This is a genomic window from Sphingomonas canadensis, assembly GCF_026013525.1.
Classification (GTDB): Bacteria; Pseudomonadota; Alphaproteobacteria; order Sphingomonadales; family Sphingomonadaceae; genus Sphingomonas; species Sphingomonas canadensis.
Map to the genome: position 1 here is coordinate 135,420 of NZ_JAPDRA010000001.1, position 18,443 is coordinate 153,862.

An 18,443-nucleotide genomic window follows, 5' to 3' on the forward strand; every position below is an offset into this window, starting at 1 on the left:
TGGGCTACGCGGCCCCGCGGCTTAGGGACGCGAATGCTCCGGAGCGGACCGGTTACGTTACCCTTCCGGATCGAAATCCTGCGGCATCGCGTGCCCGTCATCGGTCAGGAAACCGCGCGCCGCGCTCGCCATCGCCCCGCCGAACAGCGCGGTCATCAGGCCCTGCACCGCATAGGCCAGCGCACTGACCGCGAGCAGCAGGCCCATGTTCGCGGCAAACCACTGCTGCATGAAGGCGAATACCAGCTTGGGGTCCGGCTCGGCGGAAGGATCGGCCGGCACCAGCGACGCCATCCCGCCGAACAGGCTGAACAACAGGGGAATGGACATGATGGTGTTCAGCACGATCCAGAAGATCGCGATCAGCAGATAGGCGAGGAACAGCGTCCAGAACCGCCCCCGCGTCGCCGCCCATGCCTCGTCGATCGAAAGCCGGCCGCGCAGGAACGACACCGCATAGATCAGCGACAGCCGGACCATCACCCAGATCACAAGACACAAGGCGGCCACCGCCAGCAGAAAGCCCACGATCCCGCCCGTGGCCGGCGAATCGCGGGTGATCACCGCCACCAGGCCGGTCAGCATGAACAGCATCAGCATCAGGATGAAGCCAAGGATGATCGCCGCGATCACGATCACCGCATAGGTGAAGAAGGTGCGCAGCTCATCCCACCCGAGCCGCAGATAGCCGAAGCCGTCCTCCTCCGGCCGCAGCAGCGCGCGAAACGCCGCGCACAGCACCACGGACGTCAGCAGCACCCCGCCGAACTGGATCAGCAGCGACAGCCCCTGAAACCGTCCCATGCCGTTCATCATCGCCATCTGGGCGCCCGCCGGGTTCTCGGGATCGATGTGCTGCATCGCCTCGAACATCTGCGGCATCTGGCCGAGCACCAGCGCCGCACCCGCCAGGCCCACCGCGACATACACCAGCACCCAGATCAGCACGGCGCCCGGCCGCCGCGCGATCAGGCCGAACGCATCGCCCAATATGGTCCCCACCGTCGTCATCGCCGCAGCCCCCTGTTCCAGTGCCGCGCGCGTCCGCCGTCAGTCGAGGGACTTTACGATTTCCTCGACCATCTTCTTGGCGTCTGCGAGCAGCATCATCGTATTGTCACGATAGAATAGCTCATTATCGACGCCCGCATAGCCCACACCGCCCATCGATCGCTTGATGAACAACACGGTCTTCGCCTTTTCCACGTCGAGTACGGGCATGCCATAGATCGGCGAGGTCTTGTCGGTCTTCGCCGCGGGATTGGTCACGTCGTTCGCGCCGATGACAAAGGCGACGTCGGTCTGCGCGAATTCGCTGTTGATGTCCTCCAGCTCGAACACCTCGTCATAGGGAACGTTTGCTTCGGCCAGCAGCACGTTCATATGCCCCGGCATGCGCCCGGCGACCGGATGGATGGCGTATTTCACGCGCACGCCATGTTCCTTCAGCTTGTCGGCCATCTCGCGCAGCGCGTGCTGCGCCTGGGCGACCGCCATGCCGTATCCAGGGACGATGATCACCTGCTCGGCCTGGCTCATCAGGAAGGCGGCGTCCTCGGCCGATCCGCGCTTCCACGGCCGGTCGATCGCCTGGCCCGCAGCCGCGCCGCCGCTCTCCGCGCCGAATCCGCCCGCGATCACGCTGATGAAGCTGCGGTTCATCGCCTTGCACATGATATAGCTCAGGATCGCGCCCGAGCTGCCCACCAGCGCGCCGGTGATGATCATCGCGCTGTTATGCAGCGTGAAGCCCATCGCCGCCGCCGCCCAGCCCGAATAGCTGTTGAGCATGCTGACCACCACCGGCATGTCCGCGCCGCCGATCGGGATGATCAGCAGGAAGCCGATGACGAAGCTGAGCGCCGTCACCGTCCAGAACACCCAGGGGCTCTGGTCGGTCAGGAAATAGCCGATCAGGCCCAGGATCGCCGCCAGCGTGCCCAGGTTGATCAGGTGCCGGCCGGGCAGCAGGATCGGCGCGCCGCTCATGTTGCCGTTGAGCTTCAGGAACGCGATCACCGATCCGGAGAAGGTGATCGCGCCGATCGCAACGCCCAGCCCCATCTCGATCCGGCTGACCGAGTGGATGACCGGCGTGTAAAGGCCATCGGTTCCCGCCAGCGGCACCATCTCGGCGATGCCGAACGCGATCGGGTTCAGGAACGCCGCCGCCGCCACCAGCACCGCCGCCATGCCCACCAGCGAGTGGAAGGCAGCCACGAGCTGCGGCATCGCCGTCATCTTGATCGCGCGCGCGGTGACGAAGCCGATCAGCCCGCCGATGCCCACCGCGGCGCCCACCTCGGTCCAGCTATAGGGCAGCGTCCAGTTGGCGGGCGGATGGACGATCAGCGTCGTCGCCACCGCGATCACCATGCCCAGCATGCCGAAACGGTTGCCCGCGCGGCTGCTCGACGGACTGGAAAGCCCGCGCAGCGCCAGGATGAAGAAGATGCCGGCGGCCAGATAGGCCAGCGCCACCCACGGATTGACTGCAGCCCCCTCGTGCATCTGCCCCGCCCCTTACTTGGTCTTTTTCTTGTACATGGCGAGCATCCGCGCGGTTACCGCGAAGCCGCCGAAGATATTGACGCTCGCCAGCCCGACCGCGACCAGCCCCAGCCATTTGGGCAGCGGATCCGCCCCGATCGGCAACGGCGCCACGCTGGCGATCAGCGCGCCGACGATGATCACCGAAGAGACCGCGTTGGTAACGCTCATCAGCGGCGTGTGCAGCGCCGGCGTAACCGACCACACGACATAATAGCCGACGAAGCACGCCAGCACGAAGATCGACAGGATCGAGATGAAGTCCATGGCTCTTCCTTAATCCTCCCCGGCACGGGGAGGGGGACCGTCCGCAGGACGGTGGAGGGGGTTCGCTGCAAGCGAACCGGCCGAAGCAGCCGCCCGGTCCGCGTCTTCCATAGTCTCTGAAGCGCCGATGCGGGGGAGCCTGCCTGAGCTCACCCTAACAGCCTCGGGTTCACCACCTTGCCGCCCTGGGTCAGCCGGATCGCGTCGCCGATCTCTTCGTCCAGCACGGGCGCGCCCTTCTCCTTGTCCCAGAAGGCGGACAGGAAGTTGAACAGGTTGCGCGCGAACAGCGCGGAGCTGTCGGCGGCCAGGCGGCTGGGCACGTTCTTGTGCCCGACGATCTTCACGCCGTGCCGCTCCACCACCTCGCCCGCGACCGCACCCTCGACGTTGCCGCCCTGCTCGACGGCCAGGTCAACGATCACGCTGCCGGCACGCATCGTCGCGATCTGCGCGTCGCTGATCAGCCGCGGCGCCGGGCGCCCGGGGATCAGCGCGGTGGTGATCACGATGTCCTGCTTGGCGATGTGCGCGGAAACCAGCTCGGCCTGGGCCTTCTGATATTCCTCGCTCATCTCGGTGGCGTATCCGCCCGCGCCCTCGCCCTCGATCCCGGCGACATTTTCGACGAAGATCGGCTTGGCGCCCAGCGACTGGATCTGCTCCTTGGTCGCGGAGCGGACGTCGGTGGCGGAGACCTGGGCGCCCAGCCGCCGCGCGGTGGCGATCGCCTGCAGCCCGGCCACGCCCACGCCCATCACGAAGCATTTGGCGGCGGAAACGGTGCCCGCCGCGGTCATCATCATCGGAAAGGCGCGGCCATATTCGGCCGCAGCGTCCAGCACCGCCTTGTAGCCCGACAGGTTCGATTGCGAGGACAGGATGTCCATCGACTGCGCGCGCGTGATGCGCGGCATGAATTCCATCGCCAGCGCCTCGAACCCGGCGGCGGCATAGGCGTCCACGCGCCCGCGCTCGCCGAAGGGGTTCAGCCCCGCGACGATCCAGGCGCCCGGCGCGGCGCCGCCCAGCGAATCGGGCGAAGGCCCCTGCACGCCCAGCACGATGCCGGCGCCGGCCAGCGCCTCAGCGCGCGTTCCCACGCTGGCCCCCGCCGCGGCATAGGCGGCATCGTCGATCGAGGCGGTCAGGCCCGCACCGGCCTCGACCGCCACCTCGGCGCCGAGCCCCACGAACTTCTTTACCGTCTCGGGCGTCGCGGAAACCCGCCGCTCGCCGGCGGCGGATTCCTTGAGGACCGCGATCTTCACTTGGGCGCGATCAGGAAAACTACGAAAGCGCCAATCAGGGCAGCGATCACCGTGCCCCACGTCATCATCGATTTGAAGCCAGTCCAGGTCTGCTCATGCGCCTGAAGCTCGGCTCCGTTCTCTCCACCACCAGCCATGCGTTTCTATCCCCTCAACGCTTGCCCGCCGTCCTTAGCCGCGGCCGGCCCGCGGCATCAAGCCCGGCGGCGTCCGTTACGCAATCGATACATTCCGTGTCAGGCTTAAGGCCGCCTTTACCCCTCTTCTCTATTTCATGCGACCGGAAACGGGACATTGGGGACAGGAATGACGCGCAACGGGCAGCGCCTCCTCATGCTGATCGACGACGAGCCGGCACAGCGCCGGCTGGTCGCCGCGATCGCATCGCGCCGGGGCTGGCGCACCATCTTCGCGGGCGATTCGGAAACCGCCATCGCCACGCTGGGCACGCCGGACGGCATGGGCCTGGACGCGGCGGTGCTGGATCACAGCTCGCCGGACTTCGACGCGCCGGCGCTGATCGCCGAGCTGCGCGCGCGCCGGCCGCAGCTTCCGATCCTGGTGCTCACCGCCAATGGATCGGTTGCCGCCGCGGTTGCCGCGATGCGCGCGGGCGCCACCGATTTCCTGGTCAAGCCGATCGCGTCGGAACGCCTGCTCGCCGCGCTGGAGAGCGCCGTCGGCGGCAAGACCGCGGGCGAGCTGCGTCCGCTGACCGAGAAGCTTTCCGCCCCGCTGGGCTTCGACGAGATCGTCGGGGCCGCGCCGCAGTTCCGCGCCGCGCTGGCGATCGCGGCCAAGGCGGCGCGCGCGCGTGTGCCCGTGCTGGTCGAAGGCGAATCGGGCGTGGGCAAGGAAGTGATCGCCGAGGCGATCCACGCCGCCTCGCCGCGCGCCAAGAAAGAGATGATCCGCGTCAATTGCGGCGCGATCCCCGCCAACCTGGTCGAATCGGAGCTGTTCGGGCACGAAAAGGGCGCCTTCACCGGCGCGTTCGAGCGCAAGATCGGCCGCTTCGCCGATGCCGACGGCGGCACAATCTTCCTGGACGAAGTGGGCGAGATGCCGCTGGAGGCGCAGGTGAAGCTGCTGCGCGTGCTCCAGTCGGGCGAGATCCAGCCGATCGGCGCGCGCCATGTGCGCGAGGTGGACGTGCGCGTGATCGCCGCCACCAACAAGACGCTGCTGGCCGAGGTGGAGGCCGGGCGCTTCCGCGAGGACCTTTATTACCGGCTCAACGTCGTGCAGGTGACGATCCCGCCGCTGCGCGAGCGCGCGGGCGACATTCCCGCGCTGGCCCGCCACCTGCTCGGCCGCATCGCCGATCAGCCGGGGCTGCGCCCGCTGGGCATCACCGATGACGCGCTGGCGCTGCTCGGCAGCTATGACTGGCCGGGCAACGTCCGCCAGCTCCAGAACGCGCTGTTCCGCGCGGCCGTGCTCTGCGAGAGCGACGGGCTGACCCGCGCCGATTTCCCGCAGATCGCCCAGCTCGCCGCCGGACGTCCCGCGGGCGGCCCCGTCGCCGGCCAGGCATCGGGCAACGCGGGCATCACGCTGTTCCGCCCCGACGGCAACCTGCGCGCGCTGGACGAGATCGAGGCGGACGTGATCCGCCTGGCCATCGGCCATTACCGCGGCCGCATGACAGAGGTCGCGCGGCGCCTGGGCATCGGCCGTTCCACGCTCTACCGCAAGCTGGGCGAGCTGGGGATCGATCAGAGCGCCGCCTGACGCGGCTCAGTTCGCCGGGGCGTTGGCCGATGCGACCATGGCGTCGAAATCCGCCTTGGTGATGCCGATCAGCAGCCCCTTGCGATCCTTGCCGAACGCTTCGAGCGGCACCGCGACCTTGCCGCCGGGCGCGGACACCACCGCATCGGCCATCGCAACCGATTCGACCGTGCCGATCACCACACCCTTGCTGTCGCGCACCTCCGCCCCCGCCGCGATATCGCCGGGCTTGGCGGGGACGGCGCGCGGCGCCTTGGTCCGTTCGGCGCGTTGACCCCGGGCGATCGCTTCGTCGCGTGCGATTTCCGCGCTGCGGGCCGCCGCATCGCCGCCGCGGAAGTCGCGCGCCTCCGAGCCCACCAGCGTGGCGTCCGGCCCTGCCACGGCCGGCGGGGCGCTTACCGCCTGGGCATGCGCCGCCCCGGCGCCCAGCGTCAGCCCCGCGATCGCCAGCGTGCTGCGCAGCATCGTCCGCATCGGGACCTCCTCTCCTTGTCCTGCGCTGTCAGGATAGGCCCGCCGGGACGCCATTTCTAGGAGTTAATCGTCCTCGTCCTCGAAGCCCGCCAGTTCGAGCGCCCGTGCGCGGATCTGGCGCTGCCGGCACCAATGGACCAGCGCGTCCTCGCGCCCATGCGTCACCCACACCTCGCGCGGGGCCAGCTCGGCGATGGTGCCGGTCAGCTCGTCCCAATCGGCATGGTCGGAAAGGATCAGCGGCAGCTCCACATTCTGCTGCCGCGCGCGCTGGCGGATGCGCATCCAGCCGGACGCCATCGCCGTCACCGGATCGGGCAGCCGGCGCGACCAGCGATCGTTGAGCGCGGAAGGCGGCGCCACCACGATCCGCCCCGCCAGCTCCGCCCTGGCCACGCCCGTCGCGGGGCGCAGCTCGCCCAGCTCGACGCCCAGTTCGACATACAGGTCGCACAACCGCTGCTGCGCGCCGTGGAGGTAGATGGGATCGTCGAACCCCATTGCCCGCAGCTCGCGGATCACCCGCTGCGCCTTGCCCAGCGCATAGGCGCCCAGCAGCACGCACCGCTCGGGCTCGGCGCGCAGCCGGGCGAGCAGCTTGTCCAGCTCGTCATGCGTATCCGGATGGCGGAACACCGGCAGGCCGAAGGTCGCTTCGGTGACGAAGACGTCGCACGGCACGGGCTCGAACGGCGCGCAGGTCGGGTCCGGCCGCCGCTTGTAGTCGCCCGATACCACGATGCGCTCGCCGCGATGCTCCAGCACCGCCTGCGCCGATCCCAGCACATGGCCGGCGGGCGCCAGCCGCACCGCCACCGCGCCCATCGCCACCGCCTCGCCATAGGCCAGCGCGCGGCCGTTCTGGGGGCCATAGCGCGCCACCATGATCGCCAGCGTCTCGCGCGTCGCCCACACCTCGCCATGGCCGCCGCGCGCATGATCGGCATGGCCATGCGTCACGATCGCACGCGGCACCGGTCGCGAAGGATCGATCCAGGCATCCGCGGCGGGAACATATATCCCCTCGCGATGCGGTTCGATCCAGTCGCCCAGCCTAGCCATCATGCCTATATGGCCGTGATGCCCGCCGCTTCCCAGCTCCCCGAACCCATTTCGCGCTGGTTCGCGGCGCGCGGGTGGACACCGCGGCGGCACCAGCGCGACATGCTAGCCGCCGCGCGGGCCGGGCAGCATGCGCTGCTCGTCGCCCCCACCGGCGCCGGCAAGACGCTGGCGGGCTTCCTGCCCAGCCTGGCCGAGCTGGTCGAGGCGCCGGCGCGCGGGCTCCACACGCTCTATATCTCGCCGCTCAAGGCGCTGGCGGTGGACGTGCGCCGCAACCTGCTGACCCCGATCGAGGAGATGGGCCTGCCGATCCGCGTCGAGGCGCGCACCGGCGATACCCCGCACGAGCGCAAGGCACGCCAGCGCGCCGACCCGCCCGAGATCCTGCTCACCACCCCCGAAAGCCTCAGCCTGCTGCTGTCGCACGAGGACAGCCTGTACCTGTTCCGCGACCTGCGCACCGTGGTGATCGACGAGGTCCACGCCTTTGCCACCGGCAAGCGCGGCGACCTGCTGGCGCTGGCGCTGGCGCGACTCCAGGGGATCGCGCCGGGGCTGCGCCGCGTCGCGCTGTCGGCCACGGTCGCCGATCCGGACGGCTATCGCGCCTGGCTGGCGCCGCATGGCGACATCGATGCGGTGACGCTGGTGGCGGGGGAAAAGGGCGCCGATCCGCATGTCGATATCCTGTTGCCGCAGGATCGCGTGCCCTGGGCCGGCCATTCGGGCACCTATGCCATCCCCCAGGTGATGGCGGAGATCGAGCGGCACCGGACCACCATCGTCTTCTGCAACACGCGCGGGCTGGCCGAGCTGATCCTGCAGCAATTGTGGAAGGTGAACGTCAACGGCCTGCCCATCGCCGTCCACCACGGCAGCCTTAGCCTGGAGGCCCGCCGCCGCGCCGAGCAGGCGATGGCCGACGGCAGGCTGCGCGCGCTGGTCGCCACCGCCAGCCTCGATCTGGGGGTGGACTGGGGCGACGTCGATTGCGTGATCCAGATGGGCGCGCCCAAGGGATCGTCGCGCCTGCTCCAGCGCATCGGCCGCGCGAACCACCGGCTGGACGAGCCCAGCGAGGCGATCCTGGTCCCCGGCAACCGCTTCGAATATCTGGAGGCGCGCGCCGCATTGGACGCGGTGGAGGAAGGCGAACTGGACCCGGACGCCTTCCGCCCCGGCGCGCTCGACGTGCTGGCGCAGCATGTCATGGCCTGCGCCTGCGCCGCCCCCTTCCGCGCGGAGGAATTGCTGCACGAGGTACGCGCAGCATTGCCCTATTCGGCGCTGACGGCGGAGGCGTTCGATCGCGTCCTCGGCTTCATCGCCGACGGCGGCTATTCGCTGCGCGCCTATGACCGGTTCAAGCGCCTCACGCGCGGCGCAGACGGCATGTGGCGCGTCAGCCACCCCAGCTTCGTCGCGCAGCATCGCCTGAACGCGGGCATCATCGTCGAGGAGCCGATGCTGGAGGTCCGCTTCCGCAACGGCCGCAAGCTGGGCCGTGTCGAGGAGATGTTCGGCGCCTCGCTCAGCCCCGGCGACACCTTCTTCTTCGCCGGGCTCAGCCTGGAGGTGGAGCGCGTCGACACCAGCGACATCCTGGTCCGCGCCACCAGCCGCCCCGCGCGCATCCCGAGCTATATGGGCGCGCGCCTCGCGATCACCGCCAATCTGGCGCGCCGCGTCCGCGCCTTCCTGCACGATCGCCGCGAATGGCCGCGCTTCCCAGACGATGTGCGCGAATGGCTGGAGGTGCAGCAATTGCGCTCACGCCTGCCCGCGCCGGGCCAGCTCCTGGTCGAGACCTTCCCGCACGAAGGCAAGCACCATATGGTGATCTACAGCTTCGAAGGCTGGAACGCGCACCAGTCGCTCGGCATGCTGATCACGCGGCGGATGGAGGCGCAGGGGCTGAAGCCGATCGGCTTCGTCGCCAATGACTATGCGCTCGCCTGCTACGGGCTGGAGCCGGTCCGCAACCCCCAGGAACTGCTTTCGCCCGAGATACTGGAGCATGAGTTCGTCGAATGGGTGCAGGGCTCGGCGCTGCTCAAGCGCGCCTTCCGCGAGGTGGCGATCATCGGCGGACTCGTCGAGCGGCAGCATCCGGGCAAGAAGAAGAGTGGCCGCCAGGTCACCTTCTCCACCGACCTGATCTACGACGTGCTGCGCAAGTATGAGCCCGATCACCTGCTGCTGCGCGCGGCCTGGGCCGATGCGCGCGCACGGATGACCGATGTCGGGCGGCTGGGCCACCTGCTCGACAATGCGGCGGAGACGATGCTGCACATCGATCTGCCGCGCGTATCGCCGATGGCGGTTCCGGTGCTGATCATGATCGGCCGCGAAAGCCTGCCCCAGGGCAGCGCCGACGACGCGATATTGATGGAAGCCGAAGCGCTGGCGGCGCAGGCGATGCGCCTGGACTGAGCGCGGATGCCGCCGCTGGCGGCTGGGTCCGCCCCGGCCATATTTGCGATTGCTGCGCAGCATGGCGCGCGATATCCTGCCGCCATGGCCGCGCTTCGCGCCCTTGCCGCGCTGATGCTCCCGCTCGGGACGCTGGGCGCAGCGCACCCTGCCCCCCAGGACCCGCCGACCGGGGAGATGCAGGGCATCCCGCCCGATGCGAAAACCCGGTCGCTGATGCTGGGCGAACTCGATTCCCGGCTCACCGTGAAGGTGGCGGTGGGCGACGCCGGCCCGTTCAACTTCATCATCGATACCGGCGCCGAACGCACCGTCGTCTCGCGCGAGCTGGCCGGATCGCTCGGCCTGGCGCCGGGCGTGCCGGTCCAGCTCGTCTCAATGAGCGGAACGGAACAGGTGAACACCGTGGTGGTGCCGGGGCTGGCGATCGAGGCGATCGGCAAGCGTCACGACATCCTGGCCCCCGCGCTGGAGCGGAGCGATCTGGGCGCGCAGGGGCTGCTGGGGATCGATACGCTGCAGGATCATGTCGTCCGCATCGATTTCGACGCCGGGACGATGACGGTGGCGGCCAGCCAGAAGCGCCGCCGCGCGCCCCGCTCGGACGACGAGATCGTCGTCACCGCGCGCAGCCGCTTCGGCCAGTTGATCGTGACCGACGCCTATTTCGCCAACAGCCGCGTCGAGGTGGTGATCGATACCGGCGCGCAGGTGAGCATGGGCAACACCGCGTTCCGCAACCTGATCGGCAAGCGCAAGCTGGCGGTGACCCCGATCGAGCTTACCAGCGTGACCGGCGGCAAGCTGGCCGCGGACTATGCGCTGGTGCCCAAGATGCATGTCGGGGGCGTGCGCTTCGACCAGCTTCCGGTCGCCTTTGCGGAGGTCGCGCCCTTCGCCAAGTTCGGGCTGACGCAGAAGCCCGCGCTGCTGCTCGGCATGGATGCGCTGCGCGGCTTCCGCCAGGTGGAGATCGACTTCCCCAACCGGCAGGTGCGCTTCCGCATGCAGAAGCGCCTCTCCGTCCCGCGGTTCCGCTGACGGCCGATCGGCGCCGCGCTCCGCCAGCCGATTGACAACGCTGCCCCACTCGCGCTCAGGGTGGCGCGATGACCCGCCTCTCCCGCACCGCGCTCGCCTCGCTTCCGCCCGCCATCCTCCGGCCCGGGCATGATCCCGCCGGCATCGCCACCGGCATCGTCCATTTCGGCCCCGGCGCCTTTCATCGCGCGCACCAAGCCGCCTATGTCGACCGGCTGCTGGACCAGGACCCGCGCTGGGGCATCGCCGCGGTCTCGCTGCGAAGCGGCACCACCACCGATGCGCTGAAGGCGCAGCAGGGCCTCTACGCGCTGGCGGTGATCGATCGCGAGCCCGAAACGCGCATCCTGGCCGCGCACAGCGACGCGATCGGCCCCGGCGAGGGCGCCCGGCTGCGCGCGCTGCTCGCGGACCCGGCGGTGCGGCTGGCGACCAGCACGGTGACCGAGAAGGGCTATTGCCTGGGGCCGGACGGCACGCTCGATCTCGCCCACCCGGATATCGTCCATGACAGCGCCCGGCCCGCCGAGCCGGCCAGCGTGATCGGATGGATCGTCGCCGGGCTCGCGGATCGCCGCGCGGCGGGCGTCCCGCCGTTCGCGATGCTGTGCTGCGACAACATGACCGGCAACGGCGCGAAGGTGCGCGCCGCCTGCGTCACGCTGGCGCGCGAATGGGACGCGGGTCTGGCGGACTGGATCGCGGGCGAAGTGGCGTTCCCCGATTCGATGGTCGATTCGATCACCCCCGCCAGCGATCCCGCCTTCCTGGCCGGGGTGGCGGCCGGACTGGGCGTCGAGGATCGCGCCGCCGTCCAGCGCGAACGCTTCACCCAATGGGTGCTCGAACGCTGCGATCTGCCCGGCGCGCCGGATCTTGCCGCCGCCGGGGTGACGCTGACCGGCGACGTGCGCGGTTACGAGCAGGCCAAGCTGCGCATCCTGAACGGCGCGCACTCGACGCTCGCCTATGCCGGGCTGGCGCTGGGGCACGAGACGGTGTTCGAGGCGATGTCAAACCCGGCGCTGGCGGGCTTCGCCGCGCGGCTGGTGCATCAGGATATCCGCGCCTCGCTCCCGGCGATCGAGGGGCTGGATACCGCCGCCTATGCCGATGCGGTGCTCGATCGCTTCCGCAATCCCGCGATCCGCCACCTGCTGTCGCAGATCGCGTGGGATGGATCGCAGAAGCTGCCCTATCGCATCCTGGATACCACGCGCGAGGCGCTGGAGGCGGGCCGTCCCGTGGACCGGCTGGCGGTGCCCGTGGCCGCCTGGATCGCCTTCCTCCGCCGCAAGGCGCTGGCGGGCGAAGCGATCACCGATCCGCTGGCGGACAAGCTGGCGGCCGCCGCATCGGGGAACGATCCCGTCGCCGCCGTGCTGGCGATCCGCCAGGTGTTCCCGCAGCGGCTGGCCGAGGACGCGCGCTACGCCGCCGCGGTGGCAGACACCTTCGCGATGCTGGACGGGGGCAGGACGGACGCGCTGCTCGCGCTCTAAAGTCTGCCAATTTCTGGCGGAGTCGGCACCGGACCGAATCCAGGCCGCCCCGATCAGATCGCCCGGGGGCCGTCCGTGCCCAGCAGGTGCGTGCAGAGCTGCTTCTCCGGCGAATCGTCCGGCTCCAGCGCCGCCACCGTCACCCAGCCGGCCGCGCGCAGCTCCGCGCCCGTCTCCGCTGGCGTGCCCAGCGGCAGGAACAGCCGCCGCCGCTCCCCCATCGCCAGCCCGGCATCCAGGATGCGATCGGCATAGAGCGAGAAGCCCACCGCCGGCTCCTCGCGCCCGTCCTCGTGCATGATGGCATAGGCGCCGCCACGGCCGATCTCGTCGCGCACGCCGTCCGCGAACAGCGAGAAGCCGATCCAGCTCTGATATTCGAAACCGTGCCGCTCGGTCGGGTCCAGCGTCAGCGCCGCCGCGCCGCCCAGGCTGTCCGCCACCGCCGCCAGCCCGTCCAGCCTGCTGGCCAGCGCATTGCCCGCGTCGATCGCGCGCAGCCGCGCCATGGCGGGCGCGAACGGCCCGGCCGCCTCGATCAGCGGCAGATAGCGCGCGTCGATCGCCGCGACGGCGCCCGCGTCCTTGGCGTCCAGCCGGTCGCGCAGCGCCGCCAGCGACGCGCCGTCCAGCGCACCCGCCGCCAGCGTATCGACCAGATCGGGCAGCGTGAAATCCACCTTGATGCCGCTAAGGCCTGCCGCTGCCAGCGCCTCGATGGCGACGCGAACGATTTCCGCCACCGCGCCGACGCTGTCGAGCCCGATCAGCTCGGCGCCCATCTGGCGCATCGCGCGCTCCGGATGCAGCTCCGACGCGCGCAGCTTCAGCACCGGTCCGGCATAGGAAAGCCGCACGGGGCGCGGGTGATGCCCCATCCGCGTCACCGCGATCCGGCCCACCTGCGCGGTGATATCCGGCCGGATCGCCAGCGTGCGCTGCGACACCGGATCGACGAATCGCACCGCGTTGCGCATCCCGCCCGCCTTCAGCCGCGATGCGAGCGCATCGCCGAATTCGGCCAGCGGCGGATCGACCCGCTCATAGCCATAGAGGCGCGCATGCCCCAGCACGCGCGCCTCCAGCGCCGCCGCGGCATCGGCCAGCGGCGGCAATCGATCGTGGAATCCCTCTGGCAACAGGCCGGTCATGGAGTGACCCCTAGCGTTTGTTTCGGCGACGCCGCAACGGCGCCGGCGCCGGCACTGGCCCGCTCCCCCGCCCGGCCACCCATCGGCAGTATCCTGTGGGTGGCCGGGCGGGGGAGCGGGCCGGTGCCGCTTCGGCGAAGCTGGAAGCGTCCCTAGCCAAGCCGTCATCCCGGCGAAAGCCGGGATGACGCGCCGGCGATGTCAGAACTTCAGCGCCATCACCGTCTTCACCCCGGGCAGCGCGCGGACCGCGGCCACCAGATCGGGACCGACAGGATCGTCGACCGAGAGCAGCAGCACCGCCTCGCCCCCGGCCGACTGGCGGCCCAGGTGGAAGGTGCCGATGTTCACGCCCGCCTCGCCCAGCGCGGTGCCCAGGCGGCCGATGAAGCCGGGGGCGTCCTCGTTGACGATATAAAGCATGTCGCCCGCCAGATCGGCCTCGACCTTCACGCCGAACAGCTCGACGAGGCGCGGCGCGGCATCGCCGAACAGCGTGCCCGCCACCGAACGCTCACCCGCGCCGGTCTTCACCGATACGCGGATCAGCGAGTGATAATCGCCCTCGCGCTCGGTGCGGATCTCGCGCACCTCCATCCCGCGCTCCTTCGCCAGGAAGGGGGCGTTGACCATGTTCACCGTATCCGAATGGACGCGCAGGAACCCGGCCAGCACCGCGCTTACGATCGGCTTCTGGTTCAGCTCGGCCGCCGCGCCCTCGCTGTGGATCGAGACGCGCGCGATGCCGCCATGGGCAAGCTGGCCCACCAGGCTGCCCAGCTTTTCCGCCAGCGCCATATAGGGCTTCAGCCGCGGCGCCTCTTCGGCCGACAGGCTCGGCACGTTGAGCGCGTTGGTGATGCCGCCGGTGGTCAGATAGTCGGCCATCTGCTCGGCGATCTGGATCGCCACGTTCACCTGCGCCTCGGTGGTCGACGCGCCCAGGTGCGGGGTGGAGATGAAGTTGGGCGTGCCGAACAGCGGATGCTCCTTGGCGGGCTCCACCGCGAACACGTCGAGCGCGGCGCCGGCGACATGGCCCGATTCCAGCCCCTTCTTCAGGGCCGCCTCGTCGATCAGCCCGCCGCGCGCGCAGTTGATGATGCGCACGCCCTTCTTGGTCTTGGCCAGGTTCTCCGCGCTCAGGATGTTGCGCGTCTGATCGGTCAGCGGCGTGTGGAGCGTGATGAAGTCGGCGCGGGCCAGGAGCTGGTCCAGCTCCACCTTCTCCACGCCCATCTCCAGCGCGCGCTCGGGCGTCAGGAACGGATCATAGGCTACCACCTTCATCCTGAGCCCCAGCGCGCGATCGGCGACGATCGAGCCGATGTTGCCCGCGCCGATCAGGCCCAGCGTCTTCGCGGTCAGCTCGACGCCCATGAAGCGGTTCTTCTCCCACTTGCCCGCCTGGGTGGAGGCATCCGCCTCCGGAAGCTGGCGGGCGAGCGCGAACATCAGCGCGATGGCGTGTTCGGCGGTGGTGATCGAATTGCCGAACGGGGTGTTCATCACCACCACGCCCTTGGCCGATGCGGCCGGGATATCGACATTGTCCACGCCGATCCCGGCGCGGCCCACCACCTTCAGGTTGGTCGCGGCCTCCAGTATCTCCTTGGTCACCTTGGTCGAGCTGCGGATGGCCAGGCCGTCATATTTACCGATGATCGCCATCAGCTCTTCGGGCGTCTTGCCGGTGATCTCGTCCACCTCGACCCCGCGGTTGCGGAAGATCTGGGCGGCGAGCGGGTCCATCTTGTCGGAAATCAGTACCTTGGGCATTTCAATTCTCCCTCTCCCCCTTCAGGGGAGCGGCCGGGGAAAGCGCCCCGGCCCTGTCGATGTTCGGATCGGCGGAGAGGGCCTTCCCTCTCCCGGCCCCTCCCCCGGAGGGGAGCGGGCCAAAGGGTCAGCCAGCCTTCACGGCCGCATAGGCCCAGTCGAGCCAGGGACCGAGCGCCTCGATATCGGCGGTCTCGACCGTCGCGCCGCACCAGATGCGCAGCCCCGGCGGGGCATCGCGATATCCGGCGACGTCATAGGCCGCGCCTTCCTTCTCGAGCAGCCCGGCGAACTTCTTGATGAAGCCCTCGTCGGCGCCCGCGACGGACAGGCACACGCTGGTCTTCGACCGGCTGGCCGGATCGGCGGCGAGGTGGCTGAGCCAGTCGCGCGCCTCCACGATCCGGTCGAGCGCGGCGGCATTGGCGTCCGATCGCGCGATCAGGCCTTCCGGCCCGCCCAGCGACTTCGCCCATTCGAGCGCGAAGATCGCGTCCTCCACCGCCAGCATCGACGGGGTGTTGATCGTCTCGCCCTTGAACACGGCCTCGGCCAGCGCGCCCTTCGACATCAGGCGGAACACCTTGGGCAGCGGCCAGGCCGGCGTATGGCTGGCCAGCCGCTCGACCGCGCGCGGGCCGAGGATCAGCACGCCATGGCCGCCCTCGCCCCCCAGCACCTTCTGCCACGAGAAGGTGGCGACATCGATCTTGTCCCACGGAATGTCATAGGCGAACACGGCAGAGGTGGCGTCGGCGAAGCTCAGCCCCTCGCGATCGGCGGGGATCCATTCGCCGTCGGGCACGCGCACGCCGCTGGTGGTGCCGTTCCAGGTGAACAGCACGTCGTTGCTCCAGTCGACCTGCGACAGATCGGGCAGTTCGCCGTAACCGGCGCGGATCACCGTGGGATCGAGCTTGAGCTGCTTGGCGGCATCGGTGACCCAACCTTCACCGAAGCTCTCCCACGCCAGCGTGGTGACCGGGCGGGCGCCCAGCATCGTCCACATCGCCATCTCGAATGCGCCGGTATCCGAACCGGGGACGATGCCGATGCGATGCGTATCGGGCAGCGCGAGCATCTCGCGCATCAGATCGATGCAATATTGCAGCCGGTTCTTGCCGAGCTTCGAGCGGTGCGAGCGGCCGAGCGACTCGGTGGCGAGCTTCTCGGGCGACCAGCCCGGGGGCTTCGCGCAGGGACCGGAGGAAAAGAAGGGGCGCGCCGGAAGGGTGGCAGGCTTGGCAGGCGCAACGGCGCCCGCGGCAGTAAGTTCAGTCATGTCAGACTCTCCTTGCAGAGAGCACGCGCGGCGTTGGGACCGCGTGGCCCGTCGACCGAACTAGCGACGGCGCCGGCAAAGTCAATCGCGGCCTTGGCGGCGCCCGTTCAAACGTCGCGGCCGGCACGGCGTTGGCAATTCGTTAACCATGTTCGCCTAGCCTCGGCGCATGCGAAACTGGCGCCGGATGATCGCGGCCGCGCTGATCGGCCTTACCCTTTCGGGCTGCTTCGGCGGCGGCGACCGGGCCGCGCCGCGGCCTGCGCCCTTCCCCATCCGCGAACGCCCCGGCGGACCCGTGACGCTGGATCTTCCGCCCAGCGCCGAGACTCAGCAATGCTTCACCGATCTGGTGCGCGCGGACGTCCGCTACACGCCGGTTCCCGATCGCGACTATGGCAGCGGCTGCATCGTCGCCGGGGCGGTCTCGCTCAACGATATCGGCGTGCCGGTGACGGGGCTGAAGGAGATGCGCTGCCCGCTGGCGCGCGCCTTTACCGCTTGGGTGCGCCACGCCGTCGCGCCCGCCGCGTGGCAGGTGCTGGGCAGCCGGCTGGTGCGCGTCGAGACCTATGGCACCTATGCCTGCCGCGGCGTGGTGGGCCGCGGGGCACAGGGCGCCGCCAAGCTTTCCGAACATGGCCGCGGCAACGCGGTGGACGTCTCCGCCTTCGTCCTGGCCGACGGGCGCAGGATCACGATCGAGACGGGATGGGGATCGCCGGACCTTCAGATCCGCGCCTTCCTCCAGACCATCCACAAGTCCGCGTGCCGCCGGTTCCAGACCGTGCTGAGCCCCGATTACAACGCGGCGCATTACAACCACCTGCACCTGGACATGGGCACCGGCCCCTTCTGCCGCTGAACCGCCGCCGGGTGCCCGCCATTTCCTATATCGCGCAGATGATCTAAGCCCGGACGAATGACCGACGAAACGCATGTACCTTCGCGCGTATTCCGCCCCGCGAAGCAGGACGCCGAGAGCGTCAAGGATATCAGCAGCTCGCCCCAGACCGAGCATCCGGCCTATCGCCTCGCCTTCCAGGACATGGATTTCCTGCTGCGCGAGGATCTGCGCCCGGTGCGCTTCCAGCTCGAACTGCTCAAGCCGCAGCTCCTGCTGGACGAGGCGAACATCGCGTCGACTTTCGTCTTCTATGGCTCCGCGCGGATTCCGGAACCCGGCAAGGCGGTCGCGCTGCGCGCGCTGGCCGACGATGACCAGTCGAAGCGGATCGCCGAGCGGCTGATCGCCAAATCGAAATATTACGATGTCGCGCGCGAGCTGGCGCGGATGACGAGCAACTTCCCGCTCGACGAATCGGGGAAGAAGCATTTCGTGGTCTGCTCCGGCGGCGGCCCTTCGATCATGGAGGCGGCGAACCGCGGCGCGGCGGATGTCGGCGCCGAATCGGTGGGGCTGAACATCGTTCTGCCGCACGAACAGGCGCCCAACCCCTATGTCACCCCCGGGCTGAGCATGCAGTTCCACTATTTCGCGCTGCGCAAGATGCACTTCCTGCTCCATGCGCGCGCGGTGGCGGTGTTCCCCGGCGGCTTCGGCACGTTTGACGAGGCGTTCGAGCTGCTGACGCTTATCCAGACCGGCAAGGTCAGCCCGATCCCGGTGCTGTTCTATGGCAAGGAATTCTGGAGCCGCGTCGTCAATTTCGAGGCGCTGTGCGAGGAAGGCGTGATCAGCCCGCGCGACCTGAACCTGTTCCACTTCTGCGAGGGAGCGGAGGAAGGCTGGGAGATCGTGCAGGATTTCTGGCGCGGCAAGACACCGCGGACCAGCGGCCGGGCCTGACGGCGGCCTGGAGGCTGCTTCGAGGCCGGATGCAAAAAGGGCCGGGCCAATGCGGCCCGGCCCTTTTTTGCCGGATCAGCG

General features: G+C 69.3%; 16 protein-coding genes. 6 read left to right on the plus strand and 10 right to left on the minus strand.

The features are described from left to right. Window positions 1-57: 57 nt before the first annotated feature. The 5 genes from OM513_RS00625 to OM513_RS00645 form a co-directional block, all read right to left on the minus strand. The gene (locus tag OM513_RS00625; protein ID WP_264942209.1) at window positions 58-1,011 is read right to left on the minus strand and encodes a hypothetical protein; all 954 of its coding nucleotides are present in this window, start codon (window positions 1,009-1,011) and stop codon (window positions 58-60) included. Between the two features lie 39 nt (window positions 1,012-1,050). After that, on the minus strand, window positions 1,051-2,511 hold the full coding sequence (locus tag OM513_RS00630) for an NAD(P)(+) transhydrogenase (Re/Si-specific) subunit beta (RefSeq protein WP_264942210.1): 1,461 nt from the start codon (window positions 2,509-2,511) through the stop codon (window positions 1,051-1,053). Between the two features lie 12 nt (window positions 2,512-2,523). Then, a complete protein-coding gene (locus OM513_RS00635) occupies window positions 2,524-2,817 on the minus strand; it encodes a proton-translocating transhydrogenase family protein (protein ID WP_264942211.1) in 294 nt (97 codons plus the stop codon). A gap of 149 nt (window positions 2,818-2,966) precedes the next feature. Next, complete coding sequence (locus OM513_RS00640) at window positions 2,967-4,088, minus strand: NAD(P) transhydrogenase subunit alpha (RefSeq protein ID WP_264942212.1); 1,122 nt, start codon at window positions 4,086-4,088, stop codon at window positions 2,967-2,969. Beyond that, window positions 4,085-4,225, minus strand: coding sequence for an aa3-type cytochrome c oxidase subunit IV (locus OM513_RS00645; protein ID WP_264942213.1), 141 nt, complete (start codon window positions 4,223-4,225; stop codon window positions 4,085-4,087). Before OM513_RS00645 ends, OM513_RS00640 begins: the two co-directional genes overlap by 4 nt. Window positions 4,226-4,394: 169 nt before the next feature. Here OM513_RS00645 and OM513_RS00650 point away from each other — a divergent pair, with 169 nt between their 5' ends. Further along, window positions 4,395-5,822 carry a sigma-54-dependent transcriptional regulator gene (locus OM513_RS00650; RefSeq protein ID WP_264942214.1) on the plus strand — a complete coding sequence of 476 codons (1,428 nt, stop codon included), beginning with the start codon at window positions 4,395-4,397 and terminating at the stop codon, window positions 5,820-5,822. Between the two features lie 6 nt (window positions 5,823-5,828). On the opposite strand, the gene OM513_RS00655 is transcribed toward OM513_RS00650, so the two are convergent. Next, complete coding sequence (locus tag OM513_RS00655; protein ID WP_264942215.1) at window positions 5,829-6,299, minus strand: hypothetical protein; 471 nt, start codon at window positions 6,297-6,299, stop codon at window positions 5,829-5,831. A 63-nt stretch (window positions 6,300-6,362) separates the two neighbouring features. After that, window positions 6,363-7,361, minus strand: coding sequence for a ligase-associated DNA damage response exonuclease (locus OM513_RS00660; RefSeq protein ID WP_264942216.1), 999 nt, complete (start codon window positions 7,359-7,361; stop codon window positions 6,363-6,365). 18 nt (window positions 7,362-7,379) lie between these two features. On the opposite strand from OM513_RS00660, the gene OM513_RS00665 reads away from it, so the two are divergent. The 3 genes from OM513_RS00665 (at window position 7,380) to OM513_RS00675 (ending at window position 12,340) form a co-directional block, all read left to right on the plus strand. Continuing rightward, window positions 7,380-9,797, plus strand: coding sequence for a ligase-associated DNA damage response DEXH box helicase (locus tag OM513_RS00665; protein ID WP_264943004.1), 2,418 nt, complete (start codon window positions 7,380-7,382; stop codon window positions 9,795-9,797). An 84-nt stretch (window positions 9,798-9,881) separates the two neighbouring features. Beyond that, window positions 9,882-10,838 carry an aspartyl protease family protein gene (locus OM513_RS00670; protein ID WP_264942217.1) on the plus strand — a complete coding sequence of 319 codons (957 nt, stop codon included), beginning with the start codon at window positions 9,882-9,884 and terminating at the stop codon, window positions 10,836-10,838. Between the two features lie 68 nt (window positions 10,839-10,906). Then, entirely contained in the window at window positions 10,907-12,340 is a 1,434-nt protein-coding gene (locus OM513_RS00675; RefSeq protein ID WP_264942218.1) for a mannitol dehydrogenase family protein, read from the plus strand. A 53-nt stretch (window positions 12,341-12,393) separates the two neighbouring features. Here the strand turns inward: OM513_RS00675 and OM513_RS00680 are convergent, their stop codons facing one another. From OM513_RS00680 to OM513_RS00690, 3 genes are all read right to left on the minus strand, one after another. Next, a complete protein-coding gene (locus OM513_RS00680; RefSeq protein WP_264942219.1) occupies window positions 12,394-13,491 on the minus strand; it encodes an ATP phosphoribosyltransferase regulatory subunit in 1,098 nt (365 codons plus the stop codon). Between the two features lie 201 nt (window positions 13,492-13,692). Beyond that, entirely contained in the window at window positions 13,693-15,270 is a 1,578-nt protein-coding gene (serA, locus tag OM513_RS00685) for a phosphoglycerate dehydrogenase (protein ID WP_264942220.1), read from the minus strand. A gap of 127 nt (window positions 15,271-15,397) precedes the next feature. Then, window positions 15,398-16,552: a phosphoserine transaminase gene (locus OM513_RS00690; RefSeq protein ID WP_264942221.1), complete on the minus strand. Its 1,155-nt coding sequence runs from the start codon at window positions 16,550-16,552 to the stop codon at window positions 15,398-15,400. 169 nt (window positions 16,553-16,721) lie between these two features. On the opposite strand from OM513_RS00690, the gene OM513_RS00695 reads away from it, so the two are divergent. Further along, a complete protein-coding gene (locus tag OM513_RS00695) occupies window positions 16,722-17,417 on the plus strand; it encodes an extensin-like domain-containing protein (protein ID WP_264942222.1) in 696 nt (231 codons plus the stop codon). A gap of 57 nt (window positions 17,418-17,474) precedes the next feature. Further along, window positions 17,475-18,362: an LOG family protein gene (locus OM513_RS00700; RefSeq protein WP_264942223.1), complete on the plus strand. Its 888-nt coding sequence runs from the start codon at window positions 17,475-17,477 to the stop codon at window positions 18,360-18,362. Window positions 18,363-18,443: the final 81 nt, after the last annotated feature.

Coding starts and splice junctions, on each gene's coding strand:
- OM513_RS00625 (WP_264942209.1), bottom strand. CDS start 1,011: ATGACGACGGTGGGGACCATATTGGGCGATGCGTTCGGCCTGATCGCG.
- OM513_RS00630 (WP_264942210.1), bottom strand. CDS start 2,511: ATGCACGAGGGGGCTGCAGTCAATCCGTGGGTGGCGCTGGCCTATCTG.
- OM513_RS00635 (WP_264942211.1), bottom strand. CDS start 2,817: ATGGACTTCATCTCGATCCTGTCGATCTTCGTGCTGGCGTGCTTCGTC.
- OM513_RS00645 (WP_264942213.1), bottom strand. CDS start 4,225: ATGGCTGGTGGTGGAGAGAACGGAGCCGAGCTTCAGGCGCATGAGCAG.
- OM513_RS00650 (WP_264942214.1), top strand. CDS start 4,395: ATGACGCGCAACGGGCAGCGCCTCCTCATGCTGATCGACGACGAGCCG.
- OM513_RS00655 (WP_264942215.1), bottom strand. CDS start 6,299: ATGCGGACGATGCTGCGCAGCACGCTGGCGATCGCGGGGCTGACGCTG.
- OM513_RS00660 (WP_264942216.1), bottom strand. CDS start 7,361: ATGGCTAGGCTGGGCGACTGGATCGAACCGCATCGCGAGGGGATATAT.
- OM513_RS00665 (WP_264943004.1), top strand. CDS start 7,380: ATGCCCGCCGCTTCCCAGCTCCCCGAACCCATTTCGCGCTGGTTCGCG.
- OM513_RS00670 (WP_264942217.1), top strand. CDS start 9,882: ATGGCCGCGCTTCGCGCCCTTGCCGCGCTGATGCTCCCGCTCGGGACG.
- OM513_RS00675 (WP_264942218.1), top strand. CDS start 10,907: ATGACCCGCCTCTCCCGCACCGCGCTCGCCTCGCTTCCGCCCGCCATC.
- OM513_RS00680 (WP_264942219.1), bottom strand. CDS start 13,491: ATGACCGGCCTGTTGCCAGAGGGATTCCACGATCGATTGCCGCCGCTG.
- serA (WP_264942220.1), bottom strand. CDS start 15,270: ATGCCCAAGGTACTGATTTCCGACAAGATGGACCCGCTCGCCGCCCAG.
- OM513_RS00690 (WP_264942221.1), bottom strand. CDS start 16,552: ATGACTGAACTTACTGCCGCGGGCGCCGTTGCGCCTGCCAAGCCTGCC.
- OM513_RS00695 (WP_264942222.1), top strand. CDS start 16,722: ATGCGAAACTGGCGCCGGATGATCGCGGCCGCGCTGATCGGCCTTACC.
- OM513_RS00700 (WP_264942223.1), top strand. CDS start 17,475: ATGACCGACGAAACGCATGTACCTTCGCGCGTATTCCGCCCCGCGAAG.